Annotated in this window: 18 protein-coding genes; 16 read left to right on the top strand and 2 right to left on the bottom strand. The window is 39.5% G+C overall.

Annotated features, from left to right (window positions below; translation table 11 throughout):
• Position 1 precedes the first annotated feature (1 nt).
• From HHL23_RS02100 to HHL23_RS02075, 6 genes are read left to right on the top strand one after another with little or no spacing between them, the layout of a single operon-like run.
• Positions 2-1,816 carry an IucA/IucC family protein gene (locus HHL23_RS02100; RefSeq protein ID WP_169233169.1) on the top strand — a complete coding sequence of 605 codons (1,815 nt, stop codon included), beginning with the start codon at positions 2-4 and terminating at the stop codon, positions 1,814-1,816.
• Positions 1,813-3,216: an MATE family efflux transporter gene (locus HHL23_RS02095; protein ID WP_169233168.1), complete on the top strand. Its 1,404-nt coding sequence runs from the start codon at positions 1,813-1,815 to the stop codon at positions 3,214-3,216. The genes HHL23_RS02100 and HHL23_RS02095 overlap by 4 nt, the downstream gene beginning before the upstream one ends.
• A 1-nt stretch (position 3,217) precedes the next feature.
• Positions 3,218-3,463 carry an acyl carrier protein gene (locus HHL23_RS02090; RefSeq protein ID WP_062646915.1) on the top strand — a complete coding sequence of 82 codons (246 nt, stop codon included), beginning with the start codon at positions 3,218-3,220 and terminating at the stop codon, positions 3,461-3,463.
• A gap of 4 nt (positions 3,464-3,467) precedes the next feature.
• Positions 3,468-4,856, top strand: coding sequence for an AMP-binding protein (locus tag HHL23_RS02085; protein ID WP_169233167.1), 1,389 nt, complete (start codon positions 3,468-3,470; stop codon positions 4,854-4,856).
• Complete coding sequence (locus HHL23_RS02080; protein WP_169233166.1) at positions 4,843-7,281, top strand: TonB-dependent receptor; 2,439 nt, start codon at positions 4,843-4,845, stop codon at positions 7,279-7,281. The genes HHL23_RS02085 and HHL23_RS02080 overlap by 14 nt, the downstream gene beginning before the upstream one ends.
• Position 7,282: 1 nt before the next feature.
• Entirely contained in the window at positions 7,283-8,467 is a 1,185-nt protein-coding gene (locus HHL23_RS02075; protein WP_169233165.1) for a PepSY-associated TM helix domain-containing protein, read from the top strand.
• Between the two features lie 529 nt (positions 8,468-8,996).
• Here the strand turns inward: HHL23_RS02075 and HHL23_RS02070 are convergent.
• A complete protein-coding gene (locus HHL23_RS02070) occupies positions 8,997-10,484 on the bottom strand; it encodes an aminotransferase-like domain-containing protein (protein WP_169233164.1) in 1,488 nt (495 codons plus the stop codon).
• 65 nt (positions 10,485-10,549) lie between these two features.
• Here HHL23_RS02070 and HHL23_RS02065 point away from each other — a divergent pair, with 65 nt between their 5' ends.
• The 5 genes from HHL23_RS02065 to bioA all read left to right on the top strand — a co-directional run bounded on the left by HHL23_RS02065 (position 10,550) and on the right by bioA (position 15,335).
• Entirely contained in the window at positions 10,550-11,173 is a 624-nt protein-coding gene (locus tag HHL23_RS02065) for a hypothetical protein (protein ID WP_169233163.1), read from the top strand.
• Positions 11,166-12,266, top strand: a complete 1,101-nt coding sequence (locus tag HHL23_RS02060; protein ID WP_169233162.1) for an aminotransferase class I/II-fold pyridoxal phosphate-dependent enzyme — start codon at positions 11,166-11,168, stop codon at positions 12,264-12,266. Before HHL23_RS02065 ends, HHL23_RS02060 begins: the two co-directional genes overlap by 8 nt.
• Before the next feature lie 38 nt (positions 12,267-12,304).
• Positions 12,305-12,919: a dethiobiotin synthase gene (gene bioD, locus HHL23_RS02055; protein ID WP_169233161.1), complete on the top strand. Its 615-nt coding sequence runs from the start codon at positions 12,305-12,307 to the stop codon at positions 12,917-12,919.
• A 2-nt stretch (positions 12,920-12,921) separates the two neighbouring features.
• Entirely contained in the window at positions 12,922-13,908 is a 987-nt protein-coding gene (gene bioB, locus HHL23_RS02050; protein ID WP_169233160.1) for a biotin synthase BioB, read from the top strand.
• Positions 13,909-14,015: 107 nt separating this feature from the next.
• Positions 14,016-15,335 carry an adenosylmethionine--8-amino-7-oxononanoate transaminase gene (bioA, locus tag HHL23_RS02045; protein WP_169233159.1) on the top strand — a complete coding sequence of 440 codons (1,320 nt, stop codon included), beginning with the start codon at positions 14,016-14,018 and terminating at the stop codon, positions 15,333-15,335.
• Here the strand turns inward: bioA and HHL23_RS02040 are convergent.
• On the bottom strand, positions 15,295-15,615 hold the full coding sequence (locus HHL23_RS02040) for a winged helix-turn-helix transcriptional regulator (protein ID WP_228464568.1): 321 nt from the start codon (positions 15,613-15,615) through the stop codon (positions 15,295-15,297). The two genes, bioA and HHL23_RS02040, sit on opposite strands and share 41 nt — an antisense overlap.
• Positions 15,616-15,701: 86 nt before the next feature.
• Between HHL23_RS02040 and HHL23_RS02035 the strand changes: the two genes are divergently transcribed.
• The 5 genes from HHL23_RS02035 to HHL23_RS02020 all read left to right on the top strand — a co-directional run bounded on the left by HHL23_RS02035 (position 15,702) and on the right by HHL23_RS02020 (position 19,022).
• On the top strand, positions 15,702-16,466 hold the full coding sequence (locus HHL23_RS02035) for an MBL fold metallo-hydrolase (RefSeq protein ID WP_169233158.1): 765 nt from the start codon (positions 15,702-15,704) through the stop codon (positions 16,464-16,466).
• Positions 16,467-16,586: 120 nt separating this feature from the next.
• Positions 16,587-17,294 (top strand): DUF421 domain-containing protein, encoded by a 708-nt coding sequence (locus HHL23_RS02030; RefSeq protein WP_169233157.1) that lies wholly within the window; start codon positions 16,587-16,589, stop codon positions 17,292-17,294.
• 81 nt (positions 17,295-17,375) lie between these two features.
• The gene (locus HHL23_RS22410) at positions 17,376-17,603 is read left to right on the top strand and encodes a hypothetical protein (RefSeq protein ID WP_228464566.1); all 228 of its coding nucleotides are present in this window, start codon (positions 17,376-17,378) and stop codon (positions 17,601-17,603) included.
• On the top strand, positions 17,585-18,196 hold the full coding sequence (locus HHL23_RS02025) for a helix-turn-helix domain-containing protein (protein ID WP_228464564.1): 612 nt from the start codon (positions 17,585-17,587) through the stop codon (positions 18,194-18,196). The genes HHL23_RS22410 and HHL23_RS02025 overlap by 19 nt, the downstream gene beginning before the upstream one ends.
• 262 nt (positions 18,197-18,458) lie before the next feature.
• Positions 18,459-19,022 (top strand): DapH/DapD/GlmU-related protein, encoded by a 564-nt coding sequence (locus HHL23_RS02020; RefSeq protein ID WP_169233156.1) that lies wholly within the window; start codon positions 18,459-18,461, stop codon positions 19,020-19,022.
• Positions 19,023-19,092: the final 70 nt, after the last annotated feature.

Genomic DNA, 19,092 nt, shown 5'->3' with positions numbered 1-19,092 from the left:
AATGAACACCAACTTAAAAAATAATACCATCAGCCAGGAAATCTGGCTACAGGCCAACAGAGATCTTATGGCCAAAACGATTGCGGAGTTAATGCATGAAGAACGGTTAAAACCTGTTGCCGTTACTCAGGACGAAGAAGGATTTACGGTCTTCAAACTGGAGACCGGAATCTCAACTATAGAATATATTTTCCGCGGACAGGAAAGGATGATGGATTACTGGCACATTGATACGGAAAGTATCGTGAGAATAGAGAATGGCGTACCAACCTCAGCGCTGAATATTCCACAGTTCTTTCTTGAAATGCAGACCGTATTTGATCTGGATGCCAATACGCTGGCGAGATATACCGAAGAATTGCTGCATACGTTATACTGCGATGCACTCATCTTATCCAGAGGCGTTATGTCTTCAAAAGAACTGGCATCAAGTAATTACCAGACCGTAGAACATCAGATGACGGGACATCCGTGGGTCATCGTTAACAAAAGCAGATTAGGATTTTCTCCTACCGATCTTGAAACGTTTGCTCCGGAAGCAGGAGAGGATTTAAAAGTCTTATGGCTGGCTGCTCATAAGGACAGATCAGCGTTCCAGTCGCTGGAGCATATAGATCAGGAAGGATTTTACCGTTCTGAAATTGGAGACGAATTGTATCAGGCTTTTCAACAAAGACTGATTGATTCCGGAAAGTTTCCTGATGATTATAATTTAATTCCCGTGCATCCGTGGCAGTGGCAAAATAAACTGAAAATTCATTTTGCAGGCGATATTGCATCCGGTATTTTAATTCTATTAGGAGAAGGAAATGATATCTACAGTCCGCAACAGAGCATCAGGACTTTGTTCAATACAGTTCATCCTGAAAAAAGATATCTGAAAACGGCTGTTTCTATTTTAAGTACAGGAAACATCAGAGGACTGTCGCCTAAGCAGATGAAAATTGCGCCTTCTATAACATATTGGGTAAAAGGATTAATCAAAGGCGACGCTTATCTTGAAACAAAAGGAACCATATTTTTAGGAGAAGAAGCTTCTATTGCTTACCTGCATCCTCAATACAGTGCTATTGCCGGTGTTCCTTATCAATACAATGAATTTCTTGGGGCTTTATGGCGCGAAAGTGCTTCCAACTATTTACAGGAAGACGAAGAAATGTTTACCATGGCTTCCCTGCTTTTTGTAGATCAACATGGAATTCCATTGGTACAGGCTTTTGCAGAACAGGCAGGAATCAGTATTCAGCAATGGATCAAAGATTATCTGGATGCCTATCTTACACCGCTCCTTCACATCTATTATACCTATTCTCTTTGTGTAACGCCTCACGGAGAAAACATTATGGTCGTATTGAAAAACGGAGTACCGCGGAGAATTGTGATCAAAGATTTTGTAGATGATATTGTCCTGACCACAGAAGCAAGAGAGAAACTTCCTGATCATCTGGCAGACGGACTGATTCAATCTTCCAACAAGGAAAATGTTCCGTTGTCTATTCTTTTGGGTGTTTTTGATGCGTTCTTCAGATATTTATCCAATGTTCTGCATACGCATTCCAATTTTAAGGAAGAGACCTTCTGGACGCTTGTTCATGAGTGTATAGAAAACTACAAAAACCATAATCCTCATCTGAATGAGCGTTATGAAAAATATGATCTGTATGTTCCTACCTTCAAAAGGTTCTACATCAACAGTCTTCGTTTGAAAAACAACGGCTACAGTGAAAATAAAGCATTTGCTATTCCAAAGAAAGACGGCGCACTGCCTAATCCTTTGTATCAGATTGCGAATAAAAACTCTGTAGCGACGGTATGAGAAAGTTTCTGCATCTTGTAAAAGAAGGCTCTGTATTTGCGTACGGAGCTTTAGCGGGAAAAAAAGTAGAACTTACTTCAGGGAGTATCAACCGTTCTATCTTCAGCCTTGCCATTCCGATGGTGATGGAGCTCGTGATGGAATCTGTTTTTGTCAGTATCAATCTTTTAATTATTGCAAGATTGGGAGATAAGGTCCTTGGACTGGTGGGAATCGCAGATAACTATATCAATTTTGCCAATGCAATTGCCATTGGTTTGGGTATCGCTGCTGCAACACTGACGGCAAGAAGAGCAGGAGAAAAAGATCAGGAAGGTATGAGCCGGACTGCCCATTACATCATATTGCTGGCCTCTGGTTTTGCACTACTGATTGGCGGTTTGTCATTTCTTTTCGCCGGTGAGATCATCAGTTTCCTTGGATTTAATACAGGAATTGTAGATAATGGGCTTCCTTTTTCCAAGCTGGTCTTTCTGAGTATCGGTCTGGTGATTCTGCGTCTGTCTATCAATGGTCTTTTCAGGGGAGCAGGGGATGCAGATCTGGCGATGAAGTCGCTTTGGCTTTGTCATATCTCCAGTATGGTCTTTGCGGTAATTCTTGTTTTCGGATTGGGTTTTATTCCTGCTTACGGATTAATGGGGTTGGCGTATGCTACCATATTATCCCGGTTACTGGCGGTTTTATATCAGTTCTTTATCCTTCTTACACGTAAAACCAGCGTGAATATCCTGGTGAAATTTCATCTTGATCTGCCTTTAATTAAGAAAATACTGAAAATTACTTTTGGCGGGCTGGTTCAGTATATTATTCCTGCTTCAAGCTGGCTGATCATGGTTAAAATCATCGCCACCTTCGGCACGACAGCTCTTGCAGGATATATTATCGCGCAGAGAATTGCTTCTGTTGCGACGATGCCTGCGTGGGGAATAGGAAATGCCGCAGGAGTTCTTACAGGACAGAATTTAGGAGCCGGAAACCCGGACCGAGCAGAGAAAACGGTATGGAGAGCCGGAGGAATTAATATGACTTATCTGGTAGTAGTTGCTATATTCTGGCAGTTCGCTGCGGAATATGTCGTGACGTTCTTCACCAAGGAAACTGAAGTAGCAAGATATGCAGTACAATACATCCATGTAGTGTCTATGGCTTATCTCTTATTAGGCTTTACAATGGTGATCAGCCGTGCGCTTAATGCGGCTGGCAATATTATGCAGGTAACCCTGCTGTACATGATCATGTTCTATGTGATTCAGCTTCCTTTAGCTTACCTGCTTGGGGTAAGACTTCAATGGGAACTGAAAGGAATATTTACAGCTATTGTTTCTTCGGAAATCGTACTGGCTGTACTGTTCCTCATGATCTTCAAAAATGGTAAATGGAAAACTATAAAAATTTAAAATGCACACAACAGACGAATTTTATGAAATTATCGCATCAGCAATTGCTGTGAAAAAAGAATTGGTAGACGAAAACCTTACCTATCAGGAAATTCCTGAATGGGATTCCATGTCGCATCTGCTTATTGTAGAAGCTTTGGAGCAGTTCTACCGTGTCAAGTTTGACTTTAACGACATCCTTGAAATGGGAACCGTCGGAAAGATCCGCGAAAAAATGAAAAAATACGATGTACTCGTAGAAAACTAAGTATATGAAAATTTTAGAAAATGTAATTGCCAACAAGAACTTGTTGTTTACAGATGCTTCCACCGGTGCTTCCACGCCGGTTGGAACGCTGTACCGGTCTTTAGGCCTCAATCCTGTAGAAAAAGGATTGATCTTTTTGTACAATGACAATCAGGTATCCAGCATTGAGGTGCTCCTCAATTTCTATGGAACGGCACATGCCATTGCTGTTTTGGGACAGAAACTGCATCCGGAATTTAAAGAACGTCTGGAAGCGGAATACCGTCCCAAATATATCTTTGATCCCTCAAGAGATGAGGTTCAGGGATATTCGTTAAAGGAATTTTCGGAAACGGTGAAAATCTTTGCTAAAGAAGGTTACCAGCCGGAAGTGACGATTCATCCTGATATCAAGATCCTTTTAAGTACTTCCGGAACAACCGGAGTTCCAAAACTGGTAAAACTTTCAGATGAAAACCTTTATCAGAATGCCGTGAGCATCCTTCAATACATGCCTATCCTGGAATCTGATGTAGTTCCGCTCAACGTACCAATTAATTTCGTGTACGGTTTTTCTATTTTTACCACCAACTGTATGCGTGCGGGAAGAATAGTATGTACGGACAAAGACATCATGCAGAAAGCATTCTGGGACGAAATGGAAGCGTATGGGTACAGCACGCTGGGAGGTGTTCCTTATCTGTACGAAAACCTGAACAGAATCGGATTCTTCAGAAAAGACAGCACCAGTCTGAGGTATATGACCCATACGGGAGGTGTGATCAATGCTGAATTGAGGAAAACCATCTTCAACTACTGTCATGAGTTTGAAAAACAGTTTTTCGCTCAGTACGGACAAACCGAAGCAGGCGGAAGAATGGCTTATCTTACCACAGATGGACTCCTTGAAGAAGAAACGTCTATCGGAACTCCTGTACACGGAGGAAGCTTCCAGATCGATCCTGAAACGGATGAACTGCTCTTTTTACATTCAAGCATCAGTGGAGGGTATGCCAACAAGCTTGAAGATCTTTCTACCTACGAGCAGCCTAAGGTTCTTCATACAGGAGATACAGGCAGAAGAGGGCAGAACGGACTGTACTACATCACAGGAAGAATCAAGCGGATCATGAAGCTTTTCGGGATCCGTCTCAACCTGGATGAGGTAGAGTTTATCCTTAAAAATGAACTGGAAGGAAATACAGTTGTTTGTCTAAACGGCAATGATAAAAAGATCATTGTTCTGTATGACAACATCGAGATTGATCCTGAGATCGTTAAGGAAACCATTAAGAATAAGCTGCGCATCAATCCGCAATACGTACGCACCGAACACATAGAATCATTTCCACTATCACAAAACGGCAAAATAAACTACCCCCTGTTACAAAACTTACAGCATGAGAATATTTAAAACCCCTATATTACTTTTATTTCTTGTCGGTCTTCCATTATTTGTTTCTGCCCAGCAGAATGAACGCGTCAACGGAAAGATCATGTTGTCTGAAAAAGTGCCCGTGAAGAATGCGCTTTTAAGATTAGTCAATACGCCGTATCAGGCTAAGACCAACAGTTTAGGAGAATACTATTTTGATAATGTGCCACCGGGAGAATATACGCTTCAGGTGGTTTTAAATGATATTGAATTAATGCGTGAGCCGATCCACATTGAGAAAGATGTCTTTGAAATTCCGGTGATTTACACTTCAGTAGAAAACAACGTCATCGAAGGGATCACGGTATACGCCGTGAGCAGAAATAAATTTCTGGACAGAGACAGTACTTCGATCTCTAAAATGCCTTTGAGAAACATTGAAAATCCTCAAATGTATACAAGTATCAACCAGCAGATCCTGAAAGAGCAGTTGGTTTATGATATGTCTGACGCTTTAAAAAACGTTCCGGGTATTGTGAAAATGCAGGGAAGTGCGGGTAGAGCGGGAGACGGAAGTTTCTACTACAATTTGAGAGGTTTCCCTACCAGGGTTTCTATGGTAGATGGTGTTCCTGCGACCACCAACTCAGAAATTGATCCGGCGGATATTGAGCGTATCGACGCGATCAAAGGACCTTCCGGAACTTTATACGGAGGCGCAGTCAATTCTTTTGGAGGATTAATTAATGTCGTAACGAAAAAGCCTAAAGATTATTTCGGAGGAGAAGCTTCGTATCTTTTGGGAAGTTATAACCTAAACCGTGTGACGACTGATGTTTACGGACCAATCACGGATTCAAGGAAGACTTTATTCCGTGTGAATGCTGCGTATCAGTATCAGAACGGATTCAGAGATTCAGAGTTCAGAAAATCCATGTTTGTCGCTCCTACATTCAGTTACCAGGTGAATGACCGGTTAAAATTTAATTTGGGAGCCCAGATTTACACCTATGAAGGAACGAATACACCGATTATCTTTTTACCGAGAACCAGGGCATTCATCGCAACCACGCCGGATGAGCTTGGATATGACTGGAAGAGGTCTTATTCCAATAATGATATGACCTTAAAAGCACCTTCCATCAATGTAAAAGCTGAGGTTAATTACAAAATTTCAGATCAGTGGAGTTCTCAGACTTTGATCTCAAGAAATTACAGAAAAACGGAAGGACTCTATCAGTATCAGTTCATGAGAGGAGCTACAGATAACCTTTTGGAGCGTAATGTACAGTGGCAGAATGGTGAAGGAGCGTCTACCAGCATTCAGCAGAACTTTAACGGGGAATTTAAAATAGGAAAAATCAAAAATAAAGTTCTTGTCGGATTAGATTATTTAAACCAGTCTTTGAACAATAACCTTTCTCCAATTGTTGTATTTGATTACATTGATCCTAGAAATCCTACAGCGCCAGTGGAACTGCCAATAACAGGAGCCTATGGAAATATAACCAGAGATTTAGCATTACAAAAAATTCAGACTTCTACAGCACCTTTAGTAAGAAATACAGCATCAAGCAATATATATGGAGCTTATATTTCTGATGCGGTATATATTACAGACCGTTTGGTTACTTTGCTAAGTTTACGTTTTGACCATTATGAAAGCAAAGGACAGCTTGATCTGGTTAAGAATACCAATACGGGGACATTCAATCAGAATGCGTTGTCTCCAAAACTTGGTTTATCCTATCAGATCTTCAAAGACCGTCTGTCTGCCTATGCTAACTATATGAATGGTTTCAGTAATGTAGCTCCGGTTGCTCAGCCGCTTGCAGACTTTAGTGGAGATTTCAAACCGCAGAGATCTAATCAGTGGGAAGTAGGATTCAAAGGAAATCTTTGGAGAAACAGAGTGAATTTCACGGTAGGATATTATGATATTCTGGTCGACAATATGTTACGAGCAGATGTTGTGAATCGTGAAGGAAAGCCCTATAATGTAACGATACAGGACGGAGAACAGAGAAGTAAAGGGATCGAAATTGAAACCATCCTGAACCCGATTCAAGGGCTGAACATTATGGCGGGATATTCTTATAACGACAGTAAGTTTGTAAAAGCTGCTGCCAATGTAGATGGCCGTCGTCCATCGTCTTCAGGTCCGGCTAATGTATTCAATTCATGGGTGAGCTACATATTGCCGATCCAAGGACTTTCAGGTCTCGGATTAGGTTTTGGAGTAAACCGCGTGGGTGAACAGATTACTGTAGACAATGCAACTACCGGACAGTTTATATTCCCTGCTTATACTTTAGTGAACGCTTCCGTATCTCTTGAAAAAGAAAGATACAGATTAGGATTTAAAATGAATAATTTAGGAAATGTGCAGTATTTCGCAGGACAGGGTGTTATAGTAGCCCAAATGCCCCGTAACTTTGTGGCGGAGGTTACTCTTAAGTTTTAATATGAATTCTATACTAAGAAAGACAGCATATCAATTACATCTATGGCTCGGACTAACGTCCGGGCTTATAGTTGTGATAATGGCAGTAACAGGGTGTATTCTCGCTTTTGAAAAAGAACTGAAACATGCCCTACACCCGGAAAAATATTTCGTCAAAAACATTAAAAAAGAAAAACTGCAGTTTTCCGATCTTAAACTAAAAGCTGAACAGGCACTTCCGGACAGTCTTAAGGTAAGCAGGGTAGAAATATCCTCAGATCCCTCCAGAAGCTATGCGTTCCGCTCCCTTAAAATGGATAATGAAGCTTTAACCTATTGGGGTTCCTACATTCATTATTATAGGGTTTATGTAGATCCTTACACAGGAAAAGTTCTTGAGGTTGAAAATGCCAAAAATGATTTTTTTGAAATCGTGATGGATCTTCATCGCAGACTTTTATTGGGTGAAAAAATTGGTAAAACCATTACCGGATATTCTACACTGATATTGGCTGTCATGCTTTTTTCAGGACTGGTCATCTGGTTTCCCCGTAAAATGAATAAGAAGGCACTCAAAGGGATGTTTATGATCAAGACATCAGCCAAATGGAAAAGAGTTAATTATGATATGCACAATGTCTTAGGATTTTATGCCGTCATTCCATTATGTCTTATTTCCTATGCAGCGCTAATATGGAATTTCGAAGATGTAGATAAATGGGTCAAAAAAACACTGAACGGAAAGACGAAAACTGAACAGAAAGCTAAAAGTACTATTCCTTTCGAAGAATCTTCAGACAAAAAAAACATCTTGAATATTGTAGGGGATAGAGTAGAAAAGAGCCTGGCTGATAAAAAATCTGCACTCATCAGCTTTCCGAAAACAGAAGAAGGGACTTATTATGCTGAGGTGACCTATGGTGATAAACAATATCAAAATGAGCAGTTCAATTTTGATCAATACTCAGGGAAAATACTAAAGCATCAATCCTACAAAGATAAAGACATCGGCAATGGAACCGCATTAAGAGAAAGAAATTATGACCTTCATACAGGAAGCATATTTGGAATGACAGGCCGGATTGTATACCTTTTTGCAGGCATGATTGCAGCTTCACTTCCCATCACAGGATTCATTATTTATCTGAACAGAAAAAAGAAGAAACCCAAGAAAAAGAAAGTGAAGATATTGACTCTCTCCAATTAAAAAAACAAAAAATTTTAGATAAGTGTAGCATAACTATTACACTTTTTTTATCATTCAAAATCGGCTACAAATAATTTTGTTTTTTGTCCCACAGATCGTACAGATTTCACAGATTTATATACCTCAATTATCTGCGGGATTCGTGTAATCTGCGGGAAATTTATTATAATTTACTTGTTGCGCATTGATTATCAATATTAAAATCTGCCGCCTAGTAATATGACAACCAATTCTCGTCCTACGCTTATTAAAACATTAAGATAAGTGAAGATAGTAGGGTTAGTTAAGAAAAAATCAATGATTTTTTTAGGTTGTACGCCTTAAAGCGAAACTAAAACTTAATATTCTTAAAAGCTTAATAATCCTAATCGTTTAAAATTTTCTTTGTTGTAGAAATCAGGTATATTTTTTCTTTTATAGTAAAGAAAATCAAAGATTTTCACAAAAACTTAAGTGTCCTTTTTTACAGTAGGCTTTTAAACTTTAAATAACTTAAGTGTTTCAAGAAAACTTTTGTGGTTTATAATTTTTATAACAATCTTTTCACTTGCCCAGAAAGGATTTCAATACTCTTCTCCATTTCCTCAACGTTGAGATTTCCAAAACCCAGCCTCATTGCCGTAAGATTTTTGGTCTGGTAAAGCAGTGTTTTAGGAATAAACAGATTGTTCTTCGCACAGTTCCGGCTCAGTTGCATCAGATTCACGGGAACATTCCATTCCAGCCAGAAAGCCAGTCCTCCTGAGGGTTTTTGAAATTGTATCAATTCGTCTAAATTTTCCTTAAGAAGTTCTGCAAAGTGATTGCGTCTTTCCTGATAAATCTTTAACGATTTTTTCAGATACCGGTGTATTTCCCCTTCCTCAATCATTTCACCAAGGGCTCTTTCCATTAAAATATCCCCCTGACGGTCAATGATTCCCAGATATTTCCTCATTTCAGCCATCAGATTTTCCGGAGCCACAATAAAACCGGTCCTGAATCCAGGAGCCAATGATTTTCCAAAAGATCCGATATAAATCACCATCCCTTTCGTATCCGCACTTGCTAATGGAAGAATTGGACTTTTGTCGTAATGAAATTCATAATCGTAATCATCTTCCAAAATAATAAACCCAAATTCATGGGCAAGATCCAGCAGTTCAAGCCTTCGTTGTGCACTTAACGCAACAGTAGTAGGATAGTGGTGATGCGGGGTAAGGTAAAGCATCCGGATTTTCTGTTTTTTACAGGCTTCCCGGACATTTTCCACGATAATTCCTTCTTCATCTATTGGCAGAGATACAATATTGACACCCGCTTTCTGGAAAATCATATTCACAGAAAAATAACTCAAAGCACCTACCAATACGGTATCTCCTGCGGAAAGGAGAATTTCGGAAACGATATAGATACTCATTTCCGTGCTTCGGGTGATGAGAAGATTGTTCTTTGAAATAGGCAGTCCGCGGGATAGATTAAGGTAATGTGACAAGTGTTCTTTAAAAAATTCACTGCCATCATGATTGTAATGCCCCAGCATTTTCTGATTGGATTTTCGTTTCAGAATAGAGCTGTAAAACCTTGAATGCTGCCCGATCTGAGTCAGTCTGATATCCGGAACACCATCATTAAAAACATACTCACAGTCCGAATGTTCAAAAGGATTATCTAAAATATTAGAAGTTTTAAACGAAAAACCTGTGGTTTCAGGATAATTCTGAAGGCTGTTTTTCTCAAAATCTTTAACTGTTACAGGCTTTTCCTGATTTTCTCCGATAATAAATGTTCCTTTGTTCGCAAGACTTTCTACCCAGCCCTGCGCAGACAATTCATCATAAACCGCGACGGCCGTATTCCGGTGGATTTCCAGAACTTCACTGAATGTCCGGGTTCCTGGCAGCTTGGTGCCATAAGGTAAAAAGCCCCGTTGAATAGCATTGATCAGTTGATTCGCAATCTGCATATAGATCGAAGTCTCTGAATTTCTGTCAATTTCTATAAAACTTTGATAAGGAATTTTAACCGGACTATCCATAATATTAAAACTGGCACCTTTTAACAGTCCGGCAATATACTAATTTTGGTTCAAAATAAAAATCTATGGAATTTCAACAATTGCTTGAAAGAATTGTACAGGATGGCGTAACCCATGCCAAATGGCTGAATACGCTTTCATTCATGGAAAATGCGGGCGCCCGAAAGATATCAAAGTGTGAACATCCGGTTTCAGTAACTCTGATTCAGCTGAAACATGCTGCAGAAGAACACCGCCATGCTTATTATTTGAAAAAACAGATTGGAAAAATAGATCCAGAATTGTGTAAAACTTATAAAGCAGATGAACTTCTGGCTCCAATTGCAACCCGACAATATCTTCATTCACTAGATGTTAAGGCTTGCAGATATCTTCAGACGGCCTTTGACCTGAATAAAGAAGAATTGAAATTTGCAGCTTACCTTTTTGTGACTTATGCTATTGAAGTCCGGGCAGACGAGCTCTATCCAGTTTACCAGGATATTTTAACCAAAGAATCTTCGAGAATTATGGTGAAATCTATTATCCTGGAAGAAGAGGGGCATCTTGAAGAAATGATTAATCAATTGAATGAATTTTCTCCAGATTGGAATAAACATGCAGAAAATATTCTGACGATAGAAAAAGAGTTGCATGATGAGTGGATCAATGCGATAGCTGAAGAAGTTACTCAATTAGACTATGCTTAAAAAATTTCAGGCAGCCCTCGATAAAAGAAAGGAAGCAGGAATATTAAGAACGTTAAAGCCCAAACTTAATGGTATTGATTTTTATTCCAACGATTATCTTGGCTTGGCAGGAAACGAAGAACTTCAATTACAGTTGCTTCTGAAGGTTCAGGAAAACCCTCAGCTTCTTTCAGGAAGCTCCGGCTCGAGATTGATCAGCGGAAACACCAACACAGCGACTGAAACGGAAAATTATATTGCCGAACAGCATCAATATCCTGCAGCTTTGCTCTTTTCTTCCGGCTATAATGCCAATCTGGCTTTGTTTTCTACGCTCCCGGACCGTCATGATACGATAATTGTTGATGAACAAATCCATCGCTCTGTTCATGATGCGTGCCGGATGTCTCATGCAAAGAAATTAAAATTCAGGCATAATGATCTGGAAGATTTGGAAAATATCCTGAGAAAGCAGACCGGGCCGTGTTATATTGCTATAGAAAGCCTCTATTCAATGGATGGGGATCTTGCACCTATTCAGGAAATTGCAGCTTTATCCAAAAAATATAATGCAGCGCTTATTGTAGATGAAGCCCATGCTTTCGGTGTTTTCGGATATGGTTTGATTGAGAAATATAAGTTACAGAATGATGTTTTTGCCGCCGTAATGACTTATGGAAAAGCTTTAGGAGCCCATGGTGCAGCTATTTTGTGTGATGAAACCATAAAATCCTATTTAGTGAATTTTGCATCTCCTTTTATCTATACCACTGCTGCTCAGGATTTTTTATGGATGGCTATTCAAACAAGTTATGAATTCTTAAAGCAAAAACCAGAACTGTCAGAAAGACTTCAAAAGAATATTGAAACTTTCAGTAATCAAAATATTAAAACCCCACCTTCAGAATTGAGCCCGATACAGGCCGTATTGATGCCAGATAATCAACAATTAAGAAGTTTACAGAAAACACTATCTGATAATAATTTCTTAACCTACGCCGTCTATAGTCCCACTGTAAAAGCAGGGACTGAAAGACTCAGAATATGCCTTCACAGCTTTAATACAGAAGAGGACATTGTAGCACTAACGAGAATTATTAAAGGATTTATTTAAGACGAGTATATCCAAAACCCAGCAACCTGTAACATTAAATGAATCAACTATTTATCACCGGAATTGGCACTGAAGTAGGGAAAACCGTATGCTCTGCCGTTTTAACACAATATTTTAAAGCAGATTACTGGAAACCCGTACAATCCGGGGATCTCGATTATACGGACAGCCATAAAATAGAATCGTGGACAGGGAATACCGTCTGTCATCCGGAAATCTATCGTCTTCAACTGGCTGCATCTCCGCATCAGTCTGCCAGAGAAGAAAATATAGAAATCAGTTTAGATCAGTTTCAGCTTCCCAAAACAGATAATAAACTAATCGTAGAAGGAGCAGGAGGGCTTATGGTCCCGCTTTCGGATGAGATTTTTATGATAGATCTTATAGAAAGGCTTAATCTTCCTGTAGCCTTAGTCGTAAGAAATTATTTAGGATGCATTAACCACAGTTTACTTTCCATCATGGCCTTAAAACAAAGAAAATTGAAGCTGGAATATCTGATTTTCAACGGAAATTTCCCTCCGGATACCGAAAGAGTGATCTGTAACTTTATTAAAAGAGAAACCAGAATCATCCACATTCCTGAGATCGACCAGCCAACCAAAGTCAGCATTAAAACTGCCGCAGAACAATTAACAAAAACAAATTTATGATAATGGACAAAAAAACAACCATCAGAAACAATTGGACGAAAGAAGAAATAGAAGAAATTTACCACCAACCATTACTGGAGTTGATTTATAAAGCATCAACGGTTCACCGGGAATGGCATGATCCTTCAGAAGTACAGATCTCCACTTTATTATCCATCAAAACAGGAGGATGTCCCGAAGACTGTTCCTACTGTGGTCAGGCTGCCCGTTATCATACCAATATCAAAGTGCAGGCATTACTTCCTACGGAAACCGTGATTGCCCATGCCCAAAAAGCAAAAGACAGCGGTTCATCCCGTTTCTGTATGGCAGCAGCATGGCGTGAAGTCCGTAACAACCGGGATTTTGACAGGGTAATCGATATGGTAAAAGGCGTGAATGAACTTGGGCTGGAAGTATGCTGTACGCTAGGAATGCTTACCGAAGAGCAGGCTGTCCGTCTTCAGGAAGCAGGTTTATACGCTTACAATCATAATCTTGATACTTCTGAACAGTATTATGAAGAGATCATCTCAACCAGAACCTTCGACAACAGAATCAATACCATTAATAACGTAAGAAATGCCGGAATAACGGTTTGTTCAGGAGGAATCATCGGATTGGGTGAAACACACAGAGACAGAATTTCAATGCTTTTAACCTTAGCCACAATGCCCAAGCATCCGGAATCTGTTCCTATCAATGCTTTAGCCAGGGTAGCAGGAACACCACTTGAAGATAACGAAAAGGTAGACAGCTGGGAAATGGTACGAATGATCGCCACTGCGAGAATTGTCATGCCATCCTCAATGGTCAGATTAAGTGCAGGACGAATAGAAATGAATGAAACAGAGCAGGCGTGGTGCTTTATGGCAGGAGCCAATTCCATCTTTACAGGAGAAAGAGAAACGCTTTTGGTAACGCCTAATCCGGGAGTTTCAGAAGATATGCAGATGTTGGAAAAACTGGGACTAAAGCCAATGAAAATGAAGGAGAGTAGCTGTTGCTAATCTGGTTTCGCGATACGAAGTTCGGGCCACGACTTGGCTTACAGAGCTTCCTTCTTCTAATCTCTAACCTCTAATTTCTAACTTCTAACTTCTAACTTCTAAAAAAGATGAATACATTAACACAGTCCCTCCTTGCAGAAAGAGACAAAGCTGTCAACTGGCATCCTTATACCCAGATGAAAACGGCTGGAGATGCAATACCCATTGTCAAAGGAAAGGGTGTTTATTTATATGATGATGAAGGAAAAAAGTATATCGATGCAGTTTCATCCTGGTGGGTGACTTTGCACGGCCATGCTCATCCTTATATAGCAGAACGGGTATTTGAACAGTTAAATACTTTGGAGCAGGTTATTTTTGCAGGTTTTACACATGAACCCGCTGTTCAGCTTTCAGAAAATCTGCTGAAACTGCTTCCGGAGAATCAGAAAAAGGTTTTCTATTCGGATAATGGTTCGACAGCAGTGGAGGCAGCGTTGAAAATGTGTATTCAGTACGCTTATAATATAGGTAAAGAAAAGACTAAAATTCTGGCTTTTAGAAATGCTTACCACGGAGATACTTTCGGAGCCATGTCTGTGAGCGGAAGAAGTGTCTGGACAAAACCTTTCGGGAGCATGCTTTTTGAAGTGATTTTTATAGATACACCTAACGCCAAAAATCTGGAAAGCTTAAAAGTTCAGATCAAAAGTATAGCAGAAGATACAGCCTGTTTTATTTACGAACCTTTGGTACAGGGGGCAGCAGGAATGCTGATGTATGAGGCCGAACATCTGGATGAGCTGATGAAATTTTGCAGAAGCAAAGAAATTCTGATGATCCAGGATGAAGTATTCACAGGTTTCGGGAGAACAGGAAAATTGTTTGCAGCCAATCATCTTAAGGAAATGCCGGATATTATGTGTTTCTCAAAAGGCCTCACCGGAGGAACAATGCCTATGGGAATTACCACCTGTTCTCAGGAAATTTTCAATGCCTTTTTATCCGATGACAAATATAAAACACTGTTTCACGGACATTCTTTTACAGCGAATCCTTTAGCGTGTACCGCGGCATTGGCAAGCATGGAGCTTTTATTACAGGAAGAAACGTTAACGGCCATTGACCGTATCAGTGGACAGCATTCAGGTTTTACGGAAATTTTAGCGCAGCATCCAAATGTGGAAAACGTACGTCAGACCGGAACTATTCTGGCTTTTGAATATAAAACGGATCAAAATACATCCTATTTTAATGAGATCGGAAAGATACTGTATGCTGAGTTTCTACAGCGTGGGATTATTATGCGCCCACTGGGAAATGTTATGTATTTGGTTCCGCCGTATTGCATGACTACAGAAGAGCTAAATTTTATTTACCAGAATATTCTGGAGGTATTGAATGCCTTTAAGAATCAAGATCATTTCCCCACTCATGCAGCTGATTAAGAATGGGACCTAATTTCCTTGCTTTATCCGTAAGCTTATAATATACTTCCGGAGGAAAATTATAGACTTCAACCCGTTGAATGATGTGATTTTCCTCCATTTGTTTCAACTGTTCCGAAAGCACTTTCTTTGAAACTCTGGGCATTTTACGCCACAGTTCTACAAACCTTACCTGGTCCTCCTCAAAAAGATTCTGAAGGATCAGTGGTTTCCATTTTCCGGAAAGAATATCAAGGCTTCGTCTGAGCCCGCAGTTTTTAAATTCATTAAAATTCATCATCCAATGTTTTTGTCGTTAACCTTTTGGTAACCGTCTATTATTGAGCTTCGATTTAGCCATAGTTTTGCAGGACAAAATTAAGCAAAATGAAACTAGAATTATGGCGTAATGCCACATTAGTACTCCAAATCGGAGGAAAAAATATTTTAATCGATCCCATGCTCGGAAAAAAGAATTCTATGGGGAAAATTCCAATGACGGATAATGAGCTGTTGAACCCTTTGGTTGATCTTCCGTTTAGTGAAGAGACATTAAAAGATAAACTGTCAGCAATTGATGCGGTAGCTGTAACCCATCTTCATCCTGATCATTGGGATGGAAAAGCCGTGGAACTTTTAGATAAAAATATTCCCGTGATCTGCCCTGAGATCATTGCAGGACAGATAGCCGAATCAGGTTTTACGAATATCGTTTCCATTAAAGACAGTATTATTTGGGGAAATATAAACATCTCCATTACAGAAGGACAGCACGGAACCGGAGAAATAGGGGAGAAAATGGGTCATGTCAATGGGTTTGTCTTTAAAATAGAAGATAAAACCGTCTATATTGTTGGTGACAGTATTTGGTATGAAGGAATTGCGGCAGAATTTGATCAACATAAGCCTCAGCATATTGTGGTTGCGGGTGGTGCAGCAAATTTTGCGGTGGGAGGTCCCATCATTATGACCAGCCAGGATATGATTAAGGTTTGTGAATATGCACCGGATGCTACCGTTTTGGTCACTCATCTGGAAGCTGTAAGCCACTGTAAAGAAGACAGGAAGTTTATTCAGGAGGAAATTATTAAAAACGGATTACAGGACAGATGTTTTGTTTTACAGGATGGTGAAGAATATCCTTTAGATTAAATTCTGAAACCCTAAAAATTATTCGACAATTTTTGTTTTCCTTGGTGGCTGAGGCTTCCGAAGCCACCTTCCAAATAACATATGGCTCATTTTTTGGATGTTCCTCGTAAATTAATTTCTATGCTAACTCTATTTCTATTGGAACTTAACTGGAAAGAATTGCTGATGGGGCATGAAGAATGGTCCTTTCTGCTGGAAATCATTCTGCGTACCTCCATTATGTTTCTTGCCATTATCATTGGCTTGAGAATTTTAGGCAAAAGGGGAGTCAAGCAGCTTTCGGTTTTTGAACTGGTCGTTATTATCGGTTTAGGCTCCGCAGCGGGGGACCCGATGTTTAACAAAGATGTTGGCATTGTTTCTTCGATCCTCGTATTCATTGTCATTATTCTTTTATACAGTATTATCACTTTTTTTATTGGAAGAAACAAAAAGTTTGAAAAAATGGTGGAAGGAACTTCTATATGTCTGATCCGTGACGGTGAATTTTCCATTGAAAACTTTAAGAAGGAAAACCTAGGCAGCGATGAATTTTTTGCAGAGCTCAGATTAAGAGGAATTTCACAACTGGGTCAGGTAGAAACCGCTATTGTAGAGAGCTCCGGACAAATCAGTGTGTTTTATTACGAAGAGCAAGAGGTAAAATATGGACTCCCGATCATGCCGGAATCATTACAAGATACCCTGAAGAAAGTCAATAAAGCAGGTCATTATTCCTGTACATTCTGCGGGCATACGGTATTTAAAGAAGAAGGAAATGCCGGCAACTGTTCCAAATGTCAAAAAGATGAATGGATGGGAGCAAGTAACAGGAGAAGAGTGACATAAGTCAATACTTCAGCCTCTCAGCAAATCTTTACCACTACTTTATCACTACATTTGTAAGAGTAAACAATAAATGGACACAGCATGCAACAGATAGACACATTGAGAACTTTGAACTACTCAGGTATATTTCTCTCCTGCTTTTCAGATTACAGCGAAAAATGCATCCACGCTACTCCTGAACATGTTCTGTTGTATCTGTATTCCGGAGAGCAGATCATTGAGGACAGAGGAGAGCAGATTGTTATCAAAGCAGGGGAGTGTGCTTTATCCGTCGTGATCATCGGCTCATTATGTATAAAAATAGTGTAGGAGAAAATTTATATAAAGGGATCTCGCTTACTTTTGGAAGATCTATTCTTCGCGAGTTTTACAGCAAAATGAACAGGTCTGAACTACCGGAGAAACCCTCAATTTCAGAAAAAAATATATTTAAACTTGAGATCCGACCAGATATTACCAGCCTGTTCCAGTCTTTAACTCCTTATTTTGACGGCAATATAAAGCCTACAGAAGGTGTTGCCCATCTGAAATTGCTTGAAGGAATCTATGCCATTCTCAACAGTTCTGAAGCTTTGTATCCGGTGTTATTCGATTTTACAGAACCTTGGAAAGTAGATATTCTGGGATTTCTTAATGAGAATTATACGGATGACCTTACCATGGAACAGATTGCCTCTTATACTGGCAGAAGCCTTGCCAAATTTAAACGGGATTTTAAGAAAATAAGCAGTCTGACGCCGCAGAAGTGGCTGATTAAAAAACGCCTCGAAGCTGCGTATTTTAAACTAAAAGAGGAAAATAAAAAAGTACAGGACGTTTATATAGAAGTGGGATTTAAAAATTCATATCATTTTTCCACAGCTTTTAAAAAAGAATATGGTTTTTCGCCATCCGATATATAATTATCCGCCTGTTCTTATTTTTTATCGGAAGATTTCCCTCCCGAAGACATCTCGCTTTTAATTTTCTCCCCTGTGCTGCATTCGACATCTGGTCATCGCTCCTACCAATTCTTCCAGGGTATGACTTTAGGGTAAACGTAAATAAATGGAGAGCTTAATTTTATCATGAAAATATGAGCTTCTCAGAAAGGTTAATTGAGCCTCACAAAGATGTCTTTGTGGGGCTTTTATTTTAATTTTGTTTTGTACTAAAAAGATGAAAATGCAAAATAAAAACATAGTAGAAAGACTAAAAAAAGGTGAAATTATTCATCCTCCCGATCCTGAATATTATATGATTAATGATATAGTAAACAGAACAATTGAACGGTCTCAGAAGCTTAATAATGCCACAGACATACACCAGGTGCGTGATTATATTGGTGAAATTACGGGTGTTACAATCGATGAAAGCACAACAATATTTCCGCCGTTTTACACCAATTTCGGAAAATTCATTACCCTTGGGAAAAATATTTTTATCAACCATGCTTGTTCCTTTCTGGATATGGGCGGAATTACCATAGAAGATGATGTATTGATTGGTCCTAAGGTAAACCTGATTACAGAAAATCATCCGCTGGATCCCAAAGACAGAAGAGCACTCATTACAAAACCTATTCTCGTAAAAAAAGGAGCATGGATTGGTGCCGGAGCTACCATCCTTCCTGGAATTACTATTGGGAAAAATGCTGTAGTTGCAGCCGGGGCGGTCGTTTCAGAAGATGTCCCTGATGACACTGTGGTAGGGGGAGTTCCGGCAAAAATCATTAAATCAATTTATTAATTATGAAAAAATCAATATTGGCAATAATCCTATGTCTTCTATTTTCAGGGGAAATGGTGTCACAGAACGT

Origin of the sequence: Chryseobacterium antibioticum, assembly GCF_012927325.1 — a bacterium.
In the GTDB taxonomy this organism is placed as follows: Bacteria; Bacteroidota; Bacteroidia; order Flavobacteriales; family Weeksellaceae; genus Chryseobacterium; species Chryseobacterium antibioticum.
This window is presented reverse-complemented; position numbering and strand designations above follow the sequence as displayed.

Bases quoted from the DNA above. Each gene is read 5' to 3' on its own strand.
- HHL23_RS02095 (WP_169233168.1), top strand. From the start codon at position 1,813: ATGAGAAAGTTTCTGCATCTTGTAAAAGAAGGCTCTGTATTTGCGTAC.
- HHL23_RS02035 (WP_169233158.1), top strand. From the start codon at position 15,702: ATGAAACTAGAATTATGGCGTAATGCCACATTAGTACTCCAAATCGGA.
- HHL23_RS02025 (WP_228464564.1), top strand. From the start codon at position 17,585: ATGTATAAAAATAGTGTAGGAGAAAATTTATATAAAGGGATCTCGCTT.
- HHL23_RS02065 (WP_169233163.1), top strand. From the start codon at position 10,550: ATGGAATTTCAACAATTGCTTGAAAGAATTGTACAGGATGGCGTAACC.
- HHL23_RS02080 (WP_169233166.1), top strand. From the start codon at position 4,843: ATGAGAATATTTAAAACCCCTATATTACTTTTATTTCTTGTCGGTCTT.
- HHL23_RS02090 (WP_062646915.1), top strand. From the start codon at position 3,218: ATGCACACAACAGACGAATTTTATGAAATTATCGCATCAGCAATTGCT.
- HHL23_RS02100 (WP_169233169.1), top strand. From the start codon at position 2: ATGAACACCAACTTAAAAAATAATACCATCAGCCAGGAAATCTGGCTA.
- HHL23_RS02070 (WP_169233164.1), bottom strand. From the start codon at position 10,484: ATGGATAGTCCGGTTAAAATTCCTTATCAAAGTTTTATAGAAATTGAC.
- HHL23_RS02075 (WP_169233165.1), top strand. From the start codon at position 7,283: ATGAATTCTATACTAAGAAAGACAGCATATCAATTACATCTATGGCTC.
- HHL23_RS02060 (WP_169233162.1), top strand. From the start codon at position 11,166: ATGCTTAAAAAATTTCAGGCAGCCCTCGATAAAAGAAAGGAAGCAGGA.
- HHL23_RS02040 (WP_228464568.1), bottom strand. From the start codon at position 15,615: ATGATGAATTTTAATGAATTTAAAAACTGCGGGCTCAGACGAAGCCTT.
- HHL23_RS02085 (WP_169233167.1), top strand. From the start codon at position 3,468: ATGAAAATTTTAGAAAATGTAATTGCCAACAAGAACTTGTTGTTTACA.
- HHL23_RS02030 (WP_169233157.1), top strand. From the start codon at position 16,587: ATGCTAACTCTATTTCTATTGGAACTTAACTGGAAAGAATTGCTGATG.
- bioB (WP_169233160.1), top strand. From the start codon at position 12,922: ATGGACAAAAAAACAACCATCAGAAACAATTGGACGAAAGAAGAAATA.
- bioD (WP_169233161.1), top strand. From the start codon at position 12,305: ATGAATCAACTATTTATCACCGGAATTGGCACTGAAGTAGGGAAAACC.
- HHL23_RS22410 (WP_228464566.1), top strand. From the start codon at position 17,376: ATGCAACAGATAGACACATTGAGAACTTTGAACTACTCAGGTATATTT.
- bioA (WP_169233159.1), top strand. From the start codon at position 14,016: ATGAATACATTAACACAGTCCCTCCTTGCAGAAAGAGACAAAGCTGTC.
- HHL23_RS02020 (WP_169233156.1), top strand. From the start codon at position 18,459: ATGCAAAATAAAAACATAGTAGAAAGACTAAAAAAAGGTGAAATTATT.